Raw genomic sequence first — 18298 nt, 5'->3', positions numbered from 1 at the left:
CTGCGTTGAGCTGCCGGTTTTCTCGAAACTAACTTCACTCCTGCGAACGGGAGTTGCCCCGGCAGCGGCCCCGCGTGAGCCGCCGGAGGCCGCGTCCCGTGGCCCCCTCGGAGGGGAGGCGCCGAGGGGCGCGAGAGGAAACCGATCGGGCCGGGCCGTCCGCCCGGGGGCCGGAGCAGTGGGCACCCGTGGCGGCGGAGACGAAGGGATGTGGTGGCGGCATGGGGGCGGGCACATCGCTGCGTACGGCCGGGGGCAGGGGATCGGTGGGGCGCGGACCGAGTGCGGTCGGTTCGTGGCCGGAGACGACGCGGGCGGCACTGGCCGGTGCCGGAGGCCGGGGAGGCGACGGCGGCTGGGACGTCACCGTCGACGGCTTCTGGTGCACGGCCCGGCCGTCCGCGTCCTCGCCGCTGCCCGAGCAGGGGTGGAAGCTCCAGGTGAGCGCGGCGTCGGTGGTGGGCGAGGAGGTGCTCTCGGCCGTCGTCCGGGTGCTCGCCGAGGACCCGTGCGACTTCCGGTTCGCCGCCGGTCAGGAGCGGCTGAGCGAGCTCAACTCCCGGCACGGCGACCGTGGTTCGACGGGGGAGTTCATCACCGTCCATCCCGCGGACGACGCGCAGTTCCAGCGGCTGGCGGCCGAGCTCGACCGGGCCACCGCCGGGCTGCCGGGGCCGGTGGTGCCCTCCGCCCGGCCGTACCGGCCCGGGAGCCGGGTGCACTACCGGTACGGCGCGTTCGCGCGGCCGGCGGAGCTGGGCAACGACGGGGAGTACCGGTCGGTGCTGCGCGGGCCCGGCGGGGAGCGGGCCGTGGACGTGCGCGGGGGGCCGTACCGGGTGCCGGGGTGGGTGCGGGATCCGCTGGGCGCCCGGGCCGCCGCGGCATCGAACCCGACATCGGCCCCCGCTCGGAGCCGGGCCCGAGGCAGGCGGGAGGGCGGCGCACTGCTGGCCGGCCGGTACGAGGTGACCGCCGCCGTCCGGCACGGCGCCGAGGGCGGGGTGTTCCTCGGACGGGAGGCGTCGAGCGGCACCGAGGTCGTGGTCAAGCAGGCCCGGGCGCACATCGAGGTCGACCGCGCGGGCACCGACGCCCGTGACGCGCTGCGGCACGAGGCCGCGCTGCTCGACCGGCTGAGCGGGCAGGACCTGGCGCCGCGCGCCGTCGAGCTGATCGAACAGGACGACTCCGTCTTCCTGGTGCAGGAACGCGTCGTCGGACAGCCGCTCGACGGCTGGGTCGGCGCCCGGCTGCGCCGCGACGGCAGCCCCGGCGTCGTCTGGGCCGAGGCCGGGCCGGTCGCGCACGCCCTGCTCGACCTCGTCGAGCGGGTGCACGCGCAGGGCCTGGTGCTGCGCAACCTCTCCCCCGGCACCGTCCTGGTCCGCCCGGACGGCACGCTGCGGCTGATCGACCTCGGACTCGCCGCCGAGGCCGGCCGGCCCGCCGGACCGGCCGGCACCCCCGGCTACCGCGCCCCCGAACACGGACCCGGCCGGCTCGCCCCCGCGGGCAGCCTCGTCGCCGACCCGGCCGTCGACCGGTACGCCCTCGGCGGGCTGCTCTTCCTCCTGGCCACCGGCCACGACCCGCTCCTGCCGGACGACCTCCCGCAGGCCCGTCCGGTCGCCGAACGGCTCGGCCGCTGGCTCGTCCTCGCGGCCCGGACCGGAACCACCGCGCGCCGCCTGGCCCCGGCGGTCCTCGGGCTGCGGGCCGAGGAGCCCGGGCAGCGGTGGCCCGTCGCGCGGGTCCGGGAGGCGCTGCGCGCGGGCGCGGGCGGTGCCGATGCGCCCACCGCCCCGGGCGCGCGCCCGGGGTACGGCGCCGCGCGCCCCTCCGGCGGCGCACCCCTCCCGCACGCCCGCACCCGATGGGGCGGCGCCCGGACCGCCACGGCTCCGGGGAGCGCCACCGACGGCGCCGCGCCGCTCGGCCGCCTCCTGCTCGACCGTCCGCTGCTCGACCGCCTCCTGCACGACGGCCTGCGGCACCTCACCGCCACCGTCACGCCGGAGCGACCGGACCGGCTGTGGCCCGTGGTGCCCGCGGGCGAGCGGACCGACCCGTGCAACGTGCAGCACGGCGCCGCCGGGGTGCTGGCCGTGCTGGCCCGGGCGGTCGCGGCCGAGGGGCTGCCGGCCGGGGTGCGGGCGGAGGCCGCGGGGACGGCCCGGACCGCCGCGCACTGGATCGAGCGGCGCATCGCCGCCGAACCGGTGGTGCTGCCCGGGCTGCACTTCGGGCGCTCGGGGACGGCCTGGGCCCTGCTGGACGCCGCCCGCGCACTGGGCGACTCCCCGCTCGCCGGCCGCGCCGCCGGCCTCGCCCGCCGGATCCCGGTCGAATGGCCCGACCCCGGCGTCCGGCACGGCGCGGCCGGCGCCGGATTCACCCAGCTCCGCTTCGCCGCCGATGACTTCACCGCCGATGGCGCCACCGCGGATGGCTTCGCCGGCGGGCCGTCCGCCACCGCGGACCTCACCGCCGACGGCTTCGGCGCCCGGGCCTGCCGCGGCGCCCGTGCCCTGCTCACCGCGGCCCGGCGCGCGCCGTACGGGACGGTCTGGCCGGTGCCCGCGGACTTCGACTCGGCGCTCGCCGGGATCACCCGGCTCGGCTTCGCCCACGGCGCGGCCGGCGTGGGCGCCTTCCTCCTGGCCGCCGCCGGGGCGACCGGCGACGAGGCCCTGCTCACCGGCGCGGCCGAGGCCGGCCGGACCCTCGCCGCGACCGTGCGGTGGGGCGACGGACCGGGCGACCGGCCGGGCGCCGGGCAGGAGACCGCCTGGTGGCCGCAGGGCGCGAACGACCCGGAGCACGTCCGGCGCGCGCACTGGTGCAGCGGCTCCTCCGGCGTGGGCAGCTTCCTGCTGCGGCTCTGGCGCGCCACCGGCGACGCCGAATCGCTCGACCTGGCCCGCGCCGCCGGACGCGCCGTACTGGCCGGACGCTGGCACGGCGGCGCGAGCGCCTGCCACGGACTGGCCGGCGACGGCGAGTACCTGCTGGACCTCGCCGAGGCCACCGGCGAGCCCGGATTCCGCACCGGCGCCGAGCAGTTGGCCACCCTGCTGGCCACCCGCTCGGCCCTGCGCGAGGGCCTCCTGGTACTCCCGGACGAGACCGGCACCGGCTGTGCCCCGGCCTACGGCACCGGCACGACGGGCCCGTTGGCCTTCCTGCTGCGGCTGCGCCACGGCGGCCCCCGGCTCTGGCTGGACCCGGTCCCGCCCGCAGGGAGTCCGCTTCCGCCCGCCGGGCGCTGTCTCCCACCCGCCGGGCGCCGACTCCCGCCCGACGGAAGCGGGGTGAGCGGAGCATGACCGTGGCCACCCGGACCGTGACACAGGCCCTGCGCCGACTGGGCTTCGCCTTCGCCGCCGACGGCAGCCACGCCGCCTGCCTGGCCTCCTCCGCCGACAGCGGCTGGTACGTGGAGGGTTGGCGACTGCCGCCGGACGGCACCCCGGCCGCGCCGCTCGCGCTGCCGCTGCCCGGCAACCGCTCGGAGAGCCCGCGCTCCCAGCTGGTCGCGCTGCCGGACGGCTCGGTGCTGGTCGGCCGGCACGACGGCGAGCGGCACGACCTGGTCCGCCTCCACCACGGCGGAACCGCCGCCGTGGAGCAGCCCCTGGCATCCCTCCGGATGGCCGGGCTGCGGCTGCTGCCGCTCCCCGTGCCGGACGGCGCCGGCCCCTGGGCACCGGTGGCGGTCGCCCTCGGCACCGACACCCGTCCGGCGACCACCGCCTGGCTGGTGCGGACGGACGGCACCGCGCCCGAACCGGTGGCCGAGATCCCGGGGTTGCACGGCGGGGGCGCCTGGCTGGACCACACCGGCGCACTGCTCGCGCTGGACCGGGTGGACGCGGGGCTGGTCCGCAGCGTGGTGCTCGACCTGCGCAGCGGCACCACCACCCCGCTGCTGGAGATCGGCGAGCACAGCAACGACCGGCTGGTGCTGTTCGACCCGGACAGCCGGTTCGCGATGGTACGCAGCGACGCCCCCGGCACCGACCGGCTCGGCTGGGGCGTCCTCGGCGGCGGCGAGCCGCTGCGGTTCCCGGAGTGCCTGCACATCGGGGGCGTGTTCCTGCGGCCGGTCGCGCTGCGGCAGGGGGCCGACGGCCCCCGGGTGGTGCTGCAGATCGACCACGGCGCCGGGTCGGCGCTCGCGCTGTGGCGGCCGTCCACCGGACGGCTGGACCCGCTGCCGGTGCCGCCCGGGCGGCTCGGCGCGGTCGGGCACTGGGACGCGGCGGGGCTGCGGCTGCCGTACTCCTCGCCCGACCACCCGGCGGCGCTGGCCACCCTGGACGTGGACGCGCTGCTGGCGCACGGCCCGGTGCCGACCGGTACCGGCCCGATGCCGCTGCCGCTGCAACTCGCGCCGCTCCGACTCGCCCCGTCGGCCCCGGGATCGCCCGGCCCGTGGCGGGACACCGTCCTGCCCTGGCAGCCCGGCGAGGTGCGCCCCGCCCGGACCCCTCCGCCCGGCTGGCGGCTGGACGGCAGCACCCCGCCCGGCGAGGGCGGCCGCTGGCATCCCGCGCAGAGCCTCGAACTGGCGGGCCCGACAAGCCCGTTGGAGGCGGTGGTGTACGGCGGCGACGCCTGGCTGAGCAGCCCCCACCTGGTGCTGGCGCTGCACGGCGGCCCGGCCGACGCCTGGCGGCTGGAGTTCGACCCGGCGCTGCAGCGGATGGCCGCCGAGGGCCTGGCGGTGGTCGCGCCCAACCAGCGCGGTTCCACGGGCTACGGCGTGGCGCACGCGCTGGCCATCCGGGGCGCCTGGGGCGGCCCCGACCTGGACGACGTGCTGTACCTGCTGGACGGCATCGCCGGCCAGCGCGCGGCACTCGGCCTGGAACCGCCCGCGCTGTTCGGGGTCAGCTACGGCGCCTTCCTGGCGCTGCTGGCGGCCGCGCACGCACCGGCCGAGCAGGTCGCCCGCTGCGCGGTGGTCGCCCCGTTCCTGTCCGGCGCCCGGCTGCTGGCCGAAGCGGCGCCCCCCGTGGCGGCGTTGACCGCCCGGCTGGGCGGCGGCGAGCCGATCGCCGACGCCCGCGGCCCGCGCGACGTGCTGCAGCTGGCGCACCGGCTGAGCGCGCCGCTGCTGGTGGTGCACGGCGACCGGGATCAGGTCGTGCCGGTCAGCCAGTCCCGTTCGCTGCGGCACGAGTTGCTGCGGATCGGCCGGATCGAGGGCGCGGACTTCCGGTACGTCGAGGCGGCCGGGTCCGGGCACGAGGTGCTCGCCGAGGAGGGCGCCGCCGTGCTGCACGAGCTGCTGGCCGCGTTCCTGCGGACCGGCCGACCGGGCTGACCGCCGATCGGGCGGCCGTGACCGGGTGCCGTGCCCGCCTGTCCGTCCGGACGGGCGGGCGGGTGGGCGGGCGGGGGCGGTACCCGCCGTCTTCCCACCGGCTCCGCCGTCCCCTTCCCTCCCCCTTCCCCCCTCTTCCGCCCCCTCCTGTCCCCCCTCCTGTCCCCCACCGCTCCGAACTCTCCGACGGGAGCTCCCGGTTGCCCCGACGTCCCATCGGCCGGACCCTCGCCCCCGGCCTCGCCCCGCCCGTCGAGGCCGCCGCCACCCGCGCGCCGGTCGGTCACCGGCTCGGTTCCGGGCCCCGGACCAGCGCGGGGCCGGCGTCATGATCTCGATAGGATCTCGATCGTTCCGGCCGTTATGGTGGCCGGGGCACGGGCCGCGATCACCTGGTACGGACGCGTACCGAGCGCCCGATCGGGGACTCGCCCGTGCGCCCCCGGCGCCGGCCGGGCGCCGATGACCTGCACCCTCCGCACGGAAAAGACGATCTCTCATGTCCGACACCCTCACCGACACCACCGGACCCGCGCTCATCGGGACCGACGCCGACGAGAAGACGGCCGAGGACGCCGCGCACGGCCGCCACCGCGGCCGGTCCGCCTCCGATGACAGCCCGGTCTCCGCCCCGCACGGCCGCCACCGCGCGGCCGTGGCGCGTGGCTGATCCCACCCGCACCACGCACGGGGCCCGCCGGGGGAGCAGCACTCCCCCGGCGGGCCCCGGTCCGTTCGCCCGAGCGCCGGCTCTGCCGCCGGCCCGGGCAACCCGCCAAGCGTCAGTCCATCGTCACGACGGTCCGCAGCGCCTCGCCGCTGCGCATCTGCGCGATCGCCTCGTTGACGTCCGCCAGGCCGACCCGGTGGGTGATCATGCCTCCGAGGTCGATCCGGCCGGCCCGCCAGAGGTCCACCACCAGCGCGACGGTGCGCCCGACGGTCGCCCCGCCGTAGAGCGAGGGCAGCAGGCGCTTCTCGTTGAAGAACAGCTCGCCCATGGTGAACTGCGCGAGGTCGTCCTGGGCGCCCGCGCCGATGACGACCACCGCGCCGCCGCGCCGGGCCGCGTCGTACCCGGCCCGGACGGTGGCCGCCCGGCCGACCGCCTCGAAGACGTAGTCGAAGCCGCCGCCGGGCAGCTTCTTGGCCACCGCCTTCAGGTCCTCGGGGGCGATCGCCTCGGTGGCGCCGAAGGCGAGGGCCCGCTCGCGGCGGGAGGCGACCGGGTCGACGACGGTGATCCGGCCGGCGCCGCAGACCCGGGCGCCCTGGACGGTGGCCACGCCCACGCCGCCCGCCCCGATCACCGCGACGGACGCCCCGGGCTCGACCCGGGCGGTGTTCACCGCCGCTCCGATGCCGGTGGTCACCCCGCAGCCGATCAGCGCGGCGATCTCGTACGGCAGGTCGTCGGGCACCTTGATGACGGCGGCGGCGTCGACCACGACCTCGTCGGCGAAGGCACCGGTGCCGTAGAAGCCGGAGGCGGTCAGGCCGCCCTCCTCGATCCGGAAGCCGGGGGCGCCGAGCCGGCGCAGACTGGCGACGCAGAGGTGACCGCGGTCCCGCTCGCAGTGGTCGCAGCGGCCGCAGGGGGCCATCCAGCAGAGCACCACGCGGTCGCCGACGCGCAACCCGGTCACGTCCTCGCCGACCTCCACCACGTCGCCGGCGCCCTCGTGCCCGGGGACGAACGGCGCGGGCTGCGGCAGGACGCCGCTCATCGCGGAGAGGTCGGAGTGGCACAGGCTGGCGGCGCGCATCCGGACCCGGACGCCGCCTTTCCCGAAGCCGACCGCGGTCACGTCCTCGCGGACGTCGAGGGTGTCCTGGCCGGTCTTGTGCAGGACGGCTGCGCGCATGGGGCTGCTCCCTGTGTGCATCGCGTGACGCGGAGTGGATCCTCGGACGGGGCGATTCTGGCACGGCCCGCGCACCGCCAGTAGAACGGGTTCCACCCGGGGCGGGCAGCGGCTCGTCCACCCTGGGCCGCCTGGGCCGCCCGCTCCGACCGGACCGCCCGGAGGACCGCCCGATTCCGGCCGGAGCGCCGGGCCCGCGCGCGCCGCCACCGCTACCGTCCAGTAGGGTCCGACCCACGTCCGTCCCCGCCCCGACCCGAGGAGCATCGCATGTCCGACCTGCTGCAGAGCGCCCGCCCGGCGCCCGAGGTGCTGGCGGCGTTCGAGGCGGCCACCGGGTTCATGCCGGTGGACGAGGGGCTCGCGCTGTACGCGGCCGCGGTGGCGGCGGCCCGCGGCACCGGTCTGCCCGTTCTGGAGATCGGCACCTACTGCGGCCGCTCGGCGATCCTGCTGGCGGCGGCCGCCCGGGAGACCGGGACGGTCGCGCTGACCGTGGACCACCACCGCGGCTCGGAGGAGCAGCAGCCCGGCTGGGAGTACCACGACCCGACCCTGGTCGACCCCGAGGTCGGGCTGATGGACACCCTGCCCCGGTTCCGCCGCGCCCTGCACGCCGCCGGGCTGGAGGAGCACGTGGTGGCGCTGGTCGGCCGCTCGCCGCGGATCGCCGCCCTCTGGGGCCGCCCGCTGGGCCTGGTGTTCATCGACGGCGGGCACACCGACGAGCACGCGACCGGCGACTACGAGGGCTGGGTGCCGCACCTGGCGCCGGAGGGCCTGCTGGTGGTGCACGACGTCTTCCCGGACCCGGCGGACGGCGGCCAGGCCCCGTACCGGGTGTACCTGCGGGCGCTCGCCGAGGGCTTCGAGGAGGTCTCGGTGACCGGCTCCCTGCGCGTCCTGCGCCGCTCCGCCCGCTGACCCCCGACGCCCCCGGGCCCCGCCGCCCCCGCCGTCTCCCCCGTCTCCGCCGAGCCGCCCACGGGATCCCCCGAGCCGCCCCACGGCCCCGCGCCGATGCTCTAACGTCGTGCCGAGGCTGTCGGGCGGGGGTTCGAACGGTACGGTGGCCGCGCAGCACCAGGCAGAGCATCGGCGGACGGTGGGGGCCAGCAGCGACATGACGGACCAGCAGAACACCGCTCCGGCGGTCTGGGACCCCACGGCGCGCGGCGGGGCCGGCGGCTGGGTGCGCGGCCCGCAGCACCCGGCCGGTGCCGAGCCCGCCCCCGAGGCCCCCGCACCCGCCGCCGCCCGGCCACCCGCAGGCCCGCAGGCCCCCGTCGACCCCCGCCTGAGCATGGTCGCGCCACCGCCCGTGCCCGGCGCCGTCGGCGACCAGGGCCCCCCGCTCGGCGCCCGCCCGTACCTGGCCGACGCGCCCGGCTACGACCCGCCGACCGCCCCGATCCCCCGCACCGAGGCCCCGCCGCAGCCCCCGTACGGCGCCCCGCCCGCGGCCTCGCCGTTCCCCTCCCACGCGACCGCGCAGCAGCCTCCGCAGTACGGGACCCCGCCGTACCAGGCCCCGCAGTACCAGGCCCCGCAGGGCTACGGCTACCCCCAGCCCCCCGGCGCCCCGCCGCAGCCCCCGTACGGCGCCCAGCCCGGCTACCCGGCCGACTACCCGACCTCCTACCAGGACGAGGACGACGACCAGGACCGCCCGGTCAACCGCAAGGCTCCCCTGCTGATCGGCTTCGCTCTGCTCCTGGTGCTGGCCATCGGCGGCGGCCTGGTGTTCGCCGCCCGGGGCGGCGATGACAAGGACAACCGGGCCGTGCCCGCCCCGGCCGCCACCCCCGGGGCCGGCGCCGGCAACCCGCAGCCCGCGCCCACCGGGACGGACACCGCGCCGAACGGCGCCGCGAGCGCCGCGGCCTCGCCCACCGCCGCGCCCTCCCCGACCGCGACCGGCGCCGGGCCCAACGCCCAGGCCCAGGCCCAGGCGCTGGACGGCCTGCTCAGCGAGGGCGAGAACGCCAAGGCCCCGATCGGCAACGCCGTCGCCAAGGTGAGCAGCTGCCCGTCGAAGGCCGACATCGAGACCGCGGCCCAGGTCTTCGACAACGGCGCCAACCAGCGCGCCGCGCTGCTGACCAAGCTCGCCAAGCTGAGCGTCACGGACGTGCCGGGCGGCCCGGACGCGCTGAACTCGCTGAAGTCCGCCTGGCAGTTGTCCGCCGACATCGACAAGGCGTACGCGAGCTGGGCGCGCGCCGTCGCCGCCCAGGGCTGCTCCGGCAGGGCCCCGACCACCCAGGACAAGAAGCACGCCGACGAGCTCAACCCGCAGGCCACCCAGGCGAAGACGGACTTCATGACCAAGTGGAACCCGATCGCCACCAGCTACGGCCTCACCCCGCGGACCCAGGACAGGATCTGACCCACCAGTGACCGGCGCCACCCCTCGACCGCCCCGCCGTTCCGCCCTGCTGCGCGCCACCACGGTGGTGGCCGCGGCCGTTCCGCTCTGCACGGCGGGCTGGTTCGGCTGGCAGGCCCTCGACCGCTCCGGCCCGGCGGGCGCCACGGCCGCCGCCTCCGCCCCGCCCACGGCGCCGTCCTCCCCCGGCGCGACCGGCACCGCGGACCCCGGCGCGACGCCCCTCACCCCTCCTGTCGCGCCGCCGCCGACCTCCGACACGCCGGCGCCCGAACCGTCCACCGCACCGTCGACGCAGGCCCCGACCGCGGCCCCGACCCCGACGGCCGCCGCCGCGGCGAACAGCCTCGCCGGCCGCACCGTCGTCCTCGACCCCGGCCACAACCCCGGCAACGTCGCGCACACCGCCGAGATCAACCGTCAGGTGGACATCGGCAACGCCCGCAAGGAGTGCGACACCACCGGCACCGAGACCAACGCCGGTTACACCGAGGCCGATTACACCCTGGACGTCTCCCGCCGGGCCCGCGCCGTCCTGGCCGCCCGGGGCGCCAAGGTGGTGCTGGTGCAGGACGGCGACCGCCCCTGGGGCCCGTGCATCGACGAGCGCGCCCGGGCCGGCGCCGACGCGCACGCCGACGCCGCGGTCTCGGTGCACGGGGACGGCGGCCCGGCGAGTGGCAGCGGGTTCCACGTGATCATGCCCGCCAGGGTGGTGGCCGGGAAGGCGGACAACTCCGCGATCGTCGAACCCTCGCACCGGCTCGGCCTGCTGCTGCGCGACCGCTTCCACGCCGCGACCGGCGAGCCGTACGCGGACTACATCGCGGACCAGGGCCTCGACACCCGCTCCGACCTGGGCGGCCTCAACCTGTCGACCGTCCCCAAGGTGTTCATCGAGTGCGGTAACATGCGCAACCCGACGGACGCGAAGCGCATGACGGACCCTCAGTGGCGCCAGCAGGCGGCCCAGGGGATCGCCGACGCGCTGACCGCGTTCCTGACGGCTCAATAGAAGACTCGAAGACCCGGTACGGCAGTCGAGCCGCAGACCCCGCCCGGCGGCACACCCGCCCGGCCCGCACGGTTCGCAACGACTTCGCCCCGTTCCCGGTCCCGCCGTGCACCGGCAGGACGGTTGGGCCTAGGCTTCTGGTCCGTTCGGGAGTTTCGGCCGGTCAGCCCGACCGCACGAACCGCCGTCCACGACACACAACGAGGGGAACGTCAGTGAATCTGCGCGCGCTCACCAGGGGAGACGCCGCCGTCGCAGGCGCGGCCGTCCTGCTCTTCATCGCCTCCTTCCTGCCCTACTGGACCGTGGACTGCTCCGGCCGGTACTGCGGGTCCGACACCTCGCAGAACGCGTGGAGCACCGAGCTGTTCCCCATCCTGCCCTCGATCTACCTGCTGGGCGTCGTCGCCGCGGTGCTGATCCTGGTGCAGCGCTTCCAGGGCCAGGGCGCGGCCAACCGTCAGGTGCTCGGGCTGCGGCTGGACCAGTGGGGCATCGCCTTCGGCGTCGCCGCGCTGTGGACCTCGGTCTGGTCGCTGGGCGGCGGCATCTCCAGCGGCATCAGCACCATCAGCATCAGCCACGGCTTCGGCGCCTGGCTGGGCCTCATCGCGCTGATCGTGCTCGCCGGTGTGGCGGCCGTCGGCCCGCTGGTGCCCGCGCTGCGGGCCCCGCTGGTCTCCGACCAGCCGGCCTCCCCGTTCCAGGGTGCTTTCCCCGGCCCCGGCCAGCCCGGCCAGTACGGCTTCCCGGCGCAGGGCCAGGACCCGGCGTTCGGTGCCCAGGGCGGCTACGGCTTCCCGGCCGGCGGCCAGCCGCAGCCCGGCCAGCCGGCCCAGCCCCAGGACACCGGCGCCCAGGCCCCGCAGCCGACCCAGGTCGCGCAGCCGGCCGCCCCGGCGGCGGACTTCCAGCCGTACTGGTTCGCCGTCCCGGCCCCGCGCCAGCTGGCCCCGAAGGACAACCCGGCCGGCGCCCCGGTCGGCGAGGTCGTGCCCGGCACCTGGTACCTGGCCGTCGAGCAGCGCGGCACCGCGCTGGTCGCGCAGCTGGCGGACGGCACCCAGGGCGTGCTGGCCGACACCTCGGGCCTGCAGCGCGGCTGACGTCCGCGGACGCACACCGAAGGGGGCGGGACCGGAGAACCGGTCCCGCCCCCTTCGTCGTACCCGCGCTCAGCAGCAGTCCTGGACCACCAGCCCGGCGGGCAGCTGGTCCCCGCCGAAGACCGCGACCGTCGCCGGGTCCCCGCCGAGCGCGGCCACCGCGAGCAGCAGCGCCCCGGCCGTCCAGGTGGTGCGCTCCTCCGGCCAGATCGCGTCGTCCTCGAACACGTACCCGGTCCAGTACGAGCCGTCCTCGTGCCGCAGGTGCCGCTGGATCCAGCGCAGGATGTCCACCGCGCGGTCGGACTGTCCGATCGCCCAGAGCGCGAGCGCCAGTTCGGCGCTCTCGCCGCCGGTCACCCACGGACGGTCGCTGACGCAGCGCACGCCGAGACCGGGGACGACGAAGCGCTCCCAGTCCCGCTCGATCCGGGCCAGCGCCGCCTCGCCGCGCAGGCCGGTGCCGAGCACCGGGTAGTACCAGTCCATCGAGTAGCGGCCCTTGTCCAGGAACCGCTCGGGGTGGTGGGCCACGGCGTGCCGCAGCCGGCCGGCCGCGAGCTCCCAGTCGGGCTGCGGCTCCTCCAGGTAGTCGGCGATGGCCAGGCCGCAGCGCAGCGCGTGCAGGATGCTGGACGAGCCGGTGAGCAGCCCCTCGTCGGTGGCGGTGCCGTCCTCGCCGACCCGCCAGGCGATCGGGCCGCCGGGCAGCCGCAGCGAGACGATGAAGTCCAGGGCGCGCCGGACCACCGGCCAGATCCACTCCAGGAAGGCGTCGTCGCCGGTGCTGAGGTGGTGGTGCCAGACCCCGACCGCCACGTAGGCGCAGAAGTTGCTCTCTTTGGCCCGGTCGGTGACCACGCCGTCGGTGTAGGCGGCGTACCAGGAGCCGTCCGGGTTCTGGGCGGCGGCGAGCCAGCGGTAGGCGGCCTCGGCGGCGGCGTGCTCGCCGGCCGTGTCGAGGGCCATCGCGGCCTCGGTGTGGTCCCAGGGGTCCAGGTGGTGGCCGGCGAACCACGGTATGGCGCCGTCGGGGCGCTGCTCGGCCAGGATGCTGCGCACGGTGTCGGCGGCCTGCTCGGCGTCGAGGACCCCGTCCAGGAGTAGCACCTCGGGAACGGCGGCCGTCACGCCGCGCCGCCCGGGGCGCGGTTGGGCTTGGCGGCGTAGGCCACGAAGCTCTTGCCGATGACCGGGTTGAGCGCGCGCTCGGCGGCCTTGGTGAGGGTGCTGATCACCGGGGTGCCGACGATGTCCCAGACCAGCAGCTGGTGGTAGGCCTTGACCGGGAGTGCCTTGTCGTTGTCCACGCCGACCGCGCACTTGATCCACCAGTAGGGCGAGTGCAGCGCGTGCGCATGGTGGGTGCCGTACGGCTCCAGGCCGGCGTCCTTGAGCTTGCCGAGCAGCTCGTCGCCCCGGTAGATCCGGATGTGGCCGCCCTCGACCTCGTGGTACTCGTCGGACAGCGCCCAGCAGATCTTCTCGGGCAGCCAGCGCGGCACGGTGACGGCGATCAGGCCGCCCGGCTTGAGGACCCGGAACATCTCGTTGAGCACGCCCTTGTCGTCGGGGATGTGCTCCATCACCTCGGAGATGATGATCTTGTCGAAGTGCTCGTCCTCGAACGGCAGCGCCAGCGCGTTGCCCTCCATCGCGACCGCCGACGCGCCCTCGGGGGCCTCACCGGCCTGCTCCATCGCCGCGAACCACTTCGCGACCTCGGCGATCTCCTCGGTGTTCTGGTCGAGGGCGATCACGTTGGCGCCGCGGCGGTAGCACTCGAACGCGTGCCGGCCCCCGCCGCAGCCCAGGTCGAGCACCCGGTCGCCGGGGGCGAGCGGGAAGCGCGAGAAATCGACGGTCAGCACTGCAGGACTCCCATTCCTATTGCTACCAAGCGTCTTCGACGCTTCGTCCTTGACGCTTCGTCACGCTTCATCACGCCCTGCCGGGCGACGCGCGCGCCGCCCCGGGGCGGCGGATCCGGGTCCGCGGACGCGGGTCGGCGCACCCGGCCCGGGCGGCTAGGCCACGTACCGCCAGCCGGGCCCCGAGCGGGCCCGGGCGCCGACGCCGGTGGCGATCGCCGCGCGGTAGGCCTCGGCGGTCAGCTCGGCGGCCCGCTCCCAGGTGAACCGGGCCAGCACCCGCTCCCGGCCGGCCGCGCCCAGTCCGGCGCGCAGCCGCGGGTCGTCCAGCAGCCGGCCGAGCGCCGTGGCCAGCGCGTCCGCCTCGCCCGGCGGCACGGCCAGGCAGGTCTCCCCGTCCGGCCCGGCGACCTCGGGGATCGCCCCGCCGGTGGTGGCGACCAGCGGGGTGCCGGTGGCCATCGCCTCGGCGGCGGGCAGCGAGAAGCCCTCGTAGAGCGACGGGACGCAGGCCACCTCGGCCGAGCGGTACAGGTCGACCAGCTCCTCGTCGGTCAGGCCGCTGCGGAACTCGATGTGGTCCGCCAGCCCGAAGCGGCGCACCGCCTCGGCCACCGGCCCCTCCTCCTTCTGCGGCTTTCCGACCACCACCAGGTGGGCGTCCCGCTCGGTGCGGACCTTGGCGAGCGCCTCGACCAGGAAGACCAGGCCCTTCAGCGGGACGTCCGCGCTGGAGGTGGTGACGATCCGGCCGGGCACCCGCTCGACCGCGTCCGAGGGCGACCAGAGCCGGGTGTCGGCGCCGATCGGCACCACCGAGATCGCGCCGGGCGCGGCGCCCAGGTGCTCGGCGATCTCGCGCTGCGAGCTGCCGGAGACGGTGATCACGTGGTCCAGCCGGGCGGCGACCCGGCGCTGCATCCGGGTGAAGGCGTACCAGCGGCGCAGCGAGAGCCGCTTGAGCCGGGTGGCGGCCGCGTCCAGCTCCAGCTGCCGGTCCACGGTGATCGGGTGGTGGATCGTGGTGACCAGCGGGAAGCCGTGCCGGGCCAGGCCCAGCAGGCCGTAGCCGAGGGTCTGGTTGTCGTGCACCACGTCGTAGCGGCCCTTGTGGGCGGCCAGGTAGCGGCGGGCACGCAGCGAGAAGGTCAGCGGCTCGGGGAAGCCGCCGGTGCGCATGGTGGCGAACTCCAGCACGTCCACCGGGCCGCGGAACTCGCCGCGGCCCGGGGTGCGGAACGGGTCGTCGGCGCGGTAGAGGTCCAGGCTGGGCAGCTCGACCAGGCGCACCGAACCGGGGCCCTCGACCTCGTCCAGCACCGGGTAGGGCTGGGCGCCGATCACGTCCACGTGGTGGCCGAGCCTGGCCAGCTCACGGGAGAGGTGCCGTACGTACACGCCCTGACCGCCGCAGAAGGGGTCCCCGCGGTACGACAGCAGGGCAATCCGCAGCGGCTGCGCGGTCATCCTGGGCCCTCATCTCTAGCTGCTATCTGTGCTGCCGGTCGCTAAAGTAGATCAGGTTTCAGTGGCAGTGGAACTCGTCATCGACCACGTGAACAATGAGAGACCTCGAAGATACCGGCCCGTAGCATTTCCTCAGGAGCCAGGCCTGGTGATTCCCGCCACCCCGACCTTGCCGACCACGTGGAGCACACCGCCCCTCTCGCCCGCCCGGGAGCACCCTTGCCGCCGTCGACCGAGCCCCTGTCCCCGACCTCCGTCGCGCCCCGGCCCGGTGAGCTGCCGCTGACGACGCGGCAGGCCGAGCGCCGCCGGCGGATCCTGCGGGCCGCCACCGCGCTGGCCGCCCGGGGCGGGTACGAGGCGGTGCAGATGCGGGAGGTCGCGGAGAGCGCGCAGGTCGCGCTGGGCACGCTCTACCGGTACTTCCCGTCCAAGGTCCACCTGCTGGTCGCGGTGATGCTGGAGCAGCTCCAGGGCCTGCACGAGCACATCCGGCGGCACCCGCCGACCGACCCGGAACCGGCCCTGCGGGTCGCCGACACCCTCACCCGGGCCTTCCACGCGCTGCAGCGCGAGCCGCTGCTGGCCGAGGCGATGGTCCGGGCGCTGTCCTTCGCGGACCGCTCGGTCGGCGCCGAGGTGGACCAGGTCAGCACGGCCACCGGACAGCTCATCCTGGACGCGATCGGCCAGTCCGGCCCGCCCAGCGAGAGCCAGCGCGCGGCCGTCCGGGTGATCGAGCACACCTGGCACTCGGCGCTCGTCGCCTGGCTCTCCGGGCGCGCCTCGATCGCCGAGGTCCGGGCCGACCTGCACACCGCGGCCCGGCTGCTCACCCTGCCCTGACCGCACCCCGCCGGACACCGGCGGACCCCGGCCGACTGGAACCTGTTCCTGCCGGGGCGCGGTGGCGGACGCGCTCGGGCGGTTAGAGTCGACGGGCAGCACAACTCCATCCCGCTCCTCCCCGGGGGAAGCCGGTGCGAATCCGGCGCTGACCCCGCAACCGTGAGTCCGGCCCACTGGGCCACCGGACGAGTCGGAGCGCCCGGGGCGGGGCGAGCGGTCCGACCGGACGCACGCGCCCGGCACCGTCGAGGACTACGGAACGGCCCCGCCCGGGCCACCACCGCTCACCGAAAGGCACACCCGCACCATGCCGACCGCCGCCCGCCTGGGCGCCGCCGCCCTGTCCGCCACGCTGCTCACCGGCGTCGCCGCCGGACCGGCCCTGGCCGACAGCCCCTCACCGACCCCCGCCGCCGCGCCCGTCGCCGACGGCCTGTACGGGAAGGGCGACCCGACGTACGACGGCGTGTGGCGGCAGTCGCTGGCGCTCACCGCGCTGACGGCGGCCAAGGTCACCCCCGCCGACTCGGCGGTGGGCTGGCTCACCGGCCAGCAGTGCGAGGACGGCGGATGGCCCTCCTACCGGGCGGCCGGGGCGGCCTGCGACCCCAAGACCGAGGACAGCAACGCCACCGCCGTCGCGATCCAGGCCCTGGTCGCCCTCGGCGGGCACCAGCCGGCCGTCGACAAGGGCGTCGCGTGGCTGAAGGCGAACCAGAACACCGACGGCAGCTGGGCCTACAACCCGGGCGGGGCGGGCGACGCGAACTCCACCGGGCTCGCGGTCAGCGCGCTGTTCGCCGCCCGGACCGACCCGGCGAGCGTCGCCAAGGCGGGCAACGGCGGCGTCGGCGCCGGGAAGAACGCGTTCGACGGCCTCGCCCGCTTCCAGCTCGGCTGCGCCGCCCCCGCCGACCAGCGCGGCGCCTTCGCCTACCAGCCGGACGCCGCCACCGGCGCTCTCGCCCCCAACGCCCTGGCGAGCGCCCAGGCCTCGCTCGCCGCCGCGGGCGGACACCTGCCGGTCGCCGGCTCGGTGCGCGCCGACGCCGACCCCAAGCCCCTCGCCTGCGCCGACGGCTCCGCGCCCGCCGCCGTCCCGCACGCCGAGGCGGGCGAGGCCGCCGGCGCCTACCTCACCGCCCAGCTCACGACGGGCAGCGAGCACCTCACCCTCACCACCCCGGGCGCCGCCCCGAGCCCCGACTACACCGCCACCGCCTGGGCCGCCCTCGCCCTCACCCAGAGCGGCCACCCGGACCAGGCCTCCGGCGCCGTCGACTGGCTCGACGCGCAGGAAGCCGCCTGGACCAAGAACGGCACCGACGCCGGCGCCACCGCCACCCTGCTCCTGGTCGCCCAGGCCGGTCACCGCACCACCGCCGACCTCACCGGCAAGCTCACCGCCCTCGGCCCCACCCCGAAGGCCACCGCCGCCACCGCGGACGACGCCGCCCCGGCGAAGAAGAAGAACACCGGTCTCGGCCAGTTCTGGCTCATCGGCATCGGCCTCCTGGTCGGCGTCGGCGGCGGCCTCCTGCTCAGCCTCCAGCGCAAGCGCAACCCGCAGCTGTGACGCTCCCGGCCCGCCGCTCCGGCGCCGCCCGCCCGCGTCGCCGCTCCGCCGTGCTGCTGCCGCTGCTCCTGTCGCCGGCCGCGGTGCTGTCGCCGGCGGCGGTGCTGGTGGTGGCCGGGGCGCTGGTGGTCGCCGGGGCCGCGCCCGCGCAGGCGGCGGGGTACCGGTACTGGTCGTTCTGGCGCGGTGCGGACGGCGGCTGGGCGTACCAGCAGCAGGGGCCGGCGCTCGCCGTACCGCCGGACGGGACCGTGGACGGCTGGCGGTTCGCGGTGAGCCCGGACGGCGGGCAGGACGCCGCGAAGCCGCGGACGGCCGGGAACTTCGCCGACATCTGCGCGCGGACGCCCGCGCAGGAGGGGCGCAAGCGGGTGGCCGTCGTCCTGGACTTCGGGACCTCCGAGGACGCCGGGTCGGGCGCCGGGGCGGACACTGCTTCGGACGCCGGTTCGGCAGTCGGTTCGGGCGCCGGTTCGGTGCCCGAGCCGCGGACGGTCTGTGCCGCCGTCGCGCCGCGGGCCACCTCGGCCGAGGTGCTGGCCGCCGTCGCACCGCCGCTGCGGTACGACACCAACGGGCTGCTGTGCGCCATCGCCGGGTACCCGACGGCGGGTTGCGCCGACCAGGTCGGCGCTGCGGGCGGGGCCGCCCGGCCGGCCGGCCCGGGCACGTCCGCCGACCACGGCGGCGGCCCGGACCTCGGGCTGATCGCCGGTGGCGCACTGGTCGCCGTCCTCGCCGGCGGCGCCGTCTGGCAGGCGCGCCGGCGGCGTGCCTCGTGAAGCCGTGGACCCGTACAGCCGTGCAGCCGTGCAGCCGTGCAGCCCG

General features: G+C 76.8%; 14 protein-coding genes and 1 riboswitch. Of the genes, 10 read left to right on the top strand and 4 right to left on the bottom strand.

All coding sequences use genetic code 11. From position 1 onward, the window contains the following. Nucleotides 1-266: 266 nt before the first annotated feature. The 3 genes from lanL to AB0Q99_RS12355 all read left to right on the top strand — a co-directional run bounded on the left by lanL (nt 267) and on the right by AB0Q99_RS12355 (nt 6002). Entirely contained in the window at nt 267-3329 is a 3063-nt protein-coding gene (lanL, locus tag AB0Q99_RS12365) for a class IV lanthionine synthetase LanL (protein WP_363570748.1), read from the top strand. Next, on the top strand, nt 3326-5332 hold the full coding sequence (locus tag AB0Q99_RS12360; RefSeq protein WP_363570746.1) for an alpha/beta fold hydrolase: 2007 nt from the start codon (nt 3326-3328) through the stop codon (nt 5330-5332). The genes lanL and AB0Q99_RS12360 overlap by 4 nt, the downstream gene beginning before the upstream one ends. Before the next feature lie 499 nt (nt 5333-5831). Continuing rightward, complete coding sequence (locus AB0Q99_RS12355; protein ID WP_363570745.1) at nt 5832-6002, top strand: hypothetical protein; 171 nt, start codon at nt 5832-5834, stop codon at nt 6000-6002. A 112-nt stretch (nt 6003-6114) separates the two neighbouring features. Here the strand turns inward: AB0Q99_RS12355 and AB0Q99_RS12350 are convergent, their stop codons facing one another. Beyond that, nucleotides 6115-7197: an alcohol dehydrogenase catalytic domain-containing protein gene (locus tag AB0Q99_RS12350; RefSeq protein ID WP_363570743.1), complete on the bottom strand. Its 1083-nt coding sequence runs from the start codon at nt 7195-7197 to the stop codon at nt 6115-6117. A gap of 270 nt (nt 7198-7467) precedes the next feature. Here AB0Q99_RS12350 and AB0Q99_RS12345 point away from each other — a divergent pair, with 270 nt between their 5' ends. From AB0Q99_RS12345 to AB0Q99_RS12330, 4 genes are all read left to right on the top strand, one after another. Then, nucleotides 7468-8121, top strand: coding sequence for a class I SAM-dependent methyltransferase (locus AB0Q99_RS12345; protein WP_363570741.1), 654 nt, complete (start codon nt 7468-7470; stop codon nt 8119-8121). A gap of 199 nt (nt 8122-8320) precedes the next feature. Next, the gene (locus AB0Q99_RS12340; RefSeq protein WP_363570739.1) at nt 8321-9586 is read left to right on the top strand and encodes a hypothetical protein; all 1266 of its coding nucleotides are present in this window, start codon (nt 8321-8323) and stop codon (nt 9584-9586) included. 7 nt (nt 9587-9593) lie between these two features. Further along, complete coding sequence (locus AB0Q99_RS12335) at nt 9594-10601, top strand: N-acetylmuramoyl-L-alanine amidase (RefSeq protein ID WP_363570737.1); 1008 nt, start codon at nt 9594-9596, stop codon at nt 10599-10601. Nucleotides 10602-10816: 215 nt separating this feature from the next. Then, the gene (locus AB0Q99_RS12330) at nt 10817-11707 is read left to right on the top strand and encodes a hypothetical protein (protein WP_363570735.1); all 891 of its coding nucleotides are present in this window, start codon (nt 10817-10819) and stop codon (nt 11705-11707) included. 69 nt (nt 11708-11776) lie between these two features. On the opposite strand, the gene AB0Q99_RS12325 is transcribed toward AB0Q99_RS12330, so the two are convergent. The 3 genes from AB0Q99_RS12325 to AB0Q99_RS12315 all read right to left on the bottom strand — a co-directional run bounded on the left by AB0Q99_RS12325 (nt 11777) and on the right by AB0Q99_RS12315 (nt 15045). Then, nucleotides 11777-12838, bottom strand: coding sequence for a prenyltransferase (locus tag AB0Q99_RS12325; protein ID WP_363570733.1), 1062 nt, complete (start codon nt 12836-12838; stop codon nt 11777-11779). Beyond that, on the bottom strand, nt 12835-13578 hold the full coding sequence (locus AB0Q99_RS12320; protein WP_363570731.1) for a class I SAM-dependent methyltransferase: 744 nt from the start codon (nt 13576-13578) through the stop codon (nt 12835-12837). Before AB0Q99_RS12320 ends, AB0Q99_RS12325 begins: the two co-directional genes overlap by 4 nt. A 156-nt stretch (nt 13579-13734) precedes the next feature. Beyond that, nucleotides 13735-15045: a glycosyltransferase family 4 protein gene (locus AB0Q99_RS12315; protein WP_363570729.1), complete on the bottom strand. Its 1311-nt coding sequence runs from the start codon at nt 15043-15045 to the stop codon at nt 13735-13737. A gap of 219 nt (nt 15046-15264) precedes the next feature. Here AB0Q99_RS12315 and AB0Q99_RS12310 point away from each other — a divergent pair, with 219 nt between their 5' ends. The 3 genes from AB0Q99_RS12310 to AB0Q99_RS12300 all read left to right on the top strand — a co-directional run bounded on the left by AB0Q99_RS12310 (nt 15265) and on the right by AB0Q99_RS12300 (nt 18252). Next, nucleotides 15265-15891, top strand: coding sequence for a TetR family transcriptional regulator (locus AB0Q99_RS12310; protein WP_363570727.1), 627 nt, complete (start codon nt 15265-15267; stop codon nt 15889-15891). Nucleotides 15892-16015: 124 nt separating this feature from the next. Further along, a riboswitch (cobalamin riboswitch) is annotated at nt 16016-16095 on the top strand. A 106-nt stretch (nt 16096-16201) separates the two neighbouring features. After that, nucleotides 16202-17470: a prenyltransferase/squalene oxidase repeat-containing protein gene (locus AB0Q99_RS12305; RefSeq protein ID WP_363570725.1), complete on the top strand. Its 1269-nt coding sequence runs from the start codon at nt 16202-16204 to the stop codon at nt 17468-17470. A gap of 86 nt (nt 17471-17556) precedes the next feature. Beyond that, complete coding sequence (locus AB0Q99_RS12300; RefSeq protein ID WP_363570882.1) at nt 17557-18252, top strand: SCO2322 family protein; 696 nt, start codon at nt 17557-17559, stop codon at nt 18250-18252. Nucleotides 18253-18298: the final 46 nt, after the last annotated feature.

Origin of the sequence: Kitasatospora sp. NPDC086791 (assembly GCF_040685975.1) — a bacterium.
Lineage (GTDB): Bacteria > Actinomycetota > Actinomycetes > Streptomycetales > Streptomycetaceae > Kitasatospora.
The sequence above is the reverse complement of the archived record's forward strand: the minus strand, read 5'-3'. Positions and strand labels throughout refer to the sequence as shown.

Coding starts and splice junctions, on each gene's coding strand:
- AB0Q99_RS12360 (WP_363570746.1), top strand. CDS start 3,326: ATGACCGTGGCCACCCGGACCGTGACACAGGCCCTGCGCCGACTGGGC.
- AB0Q99_RS12355 (WP_363570745.1), top strand. CDS start 5,832: ATGTCCGACACCCTCACCGACACCACCGGACCCGCGCTCATCGGGACC.
- AB0Q99_RS12350 (WP_363570743.1), bottom strand. CDS start 7,197: ATGCGCGCAGCCGTCCTGCACAAGACCGGCCAGGACACCCTCGACGTC.
- AB0Q99_RS12345 (WP_363570741.1), top strand. CDS start 7,468: ATGTCCGACCTGCTGCAGAGCGCCCGCCCGGCGCCCGAGGTGCTGGCG.
- AB0Q99_RS12340 (WP_363570739.1), top strand. CDS start 8,321: ATGACGGACCAGCAGAACACCGCTCCGGCGGTCTGGGACCCCACGGCG.
- AB0Q99_RS12315 (WP_363570729.1), bottom strand. CDS start 15,045: ATGACCGCGCAGCCGCTGCGGATTGCCCTGCTGTCGTACCGCGGGGAC.
- AB0Q99_RS12305 (WP_363570725.1), top strand. CDS start 16,202: ATGCCGACCGCCGCCCGCCTGGGCGCCGCCGCCCTGTCCGCCACGCTG.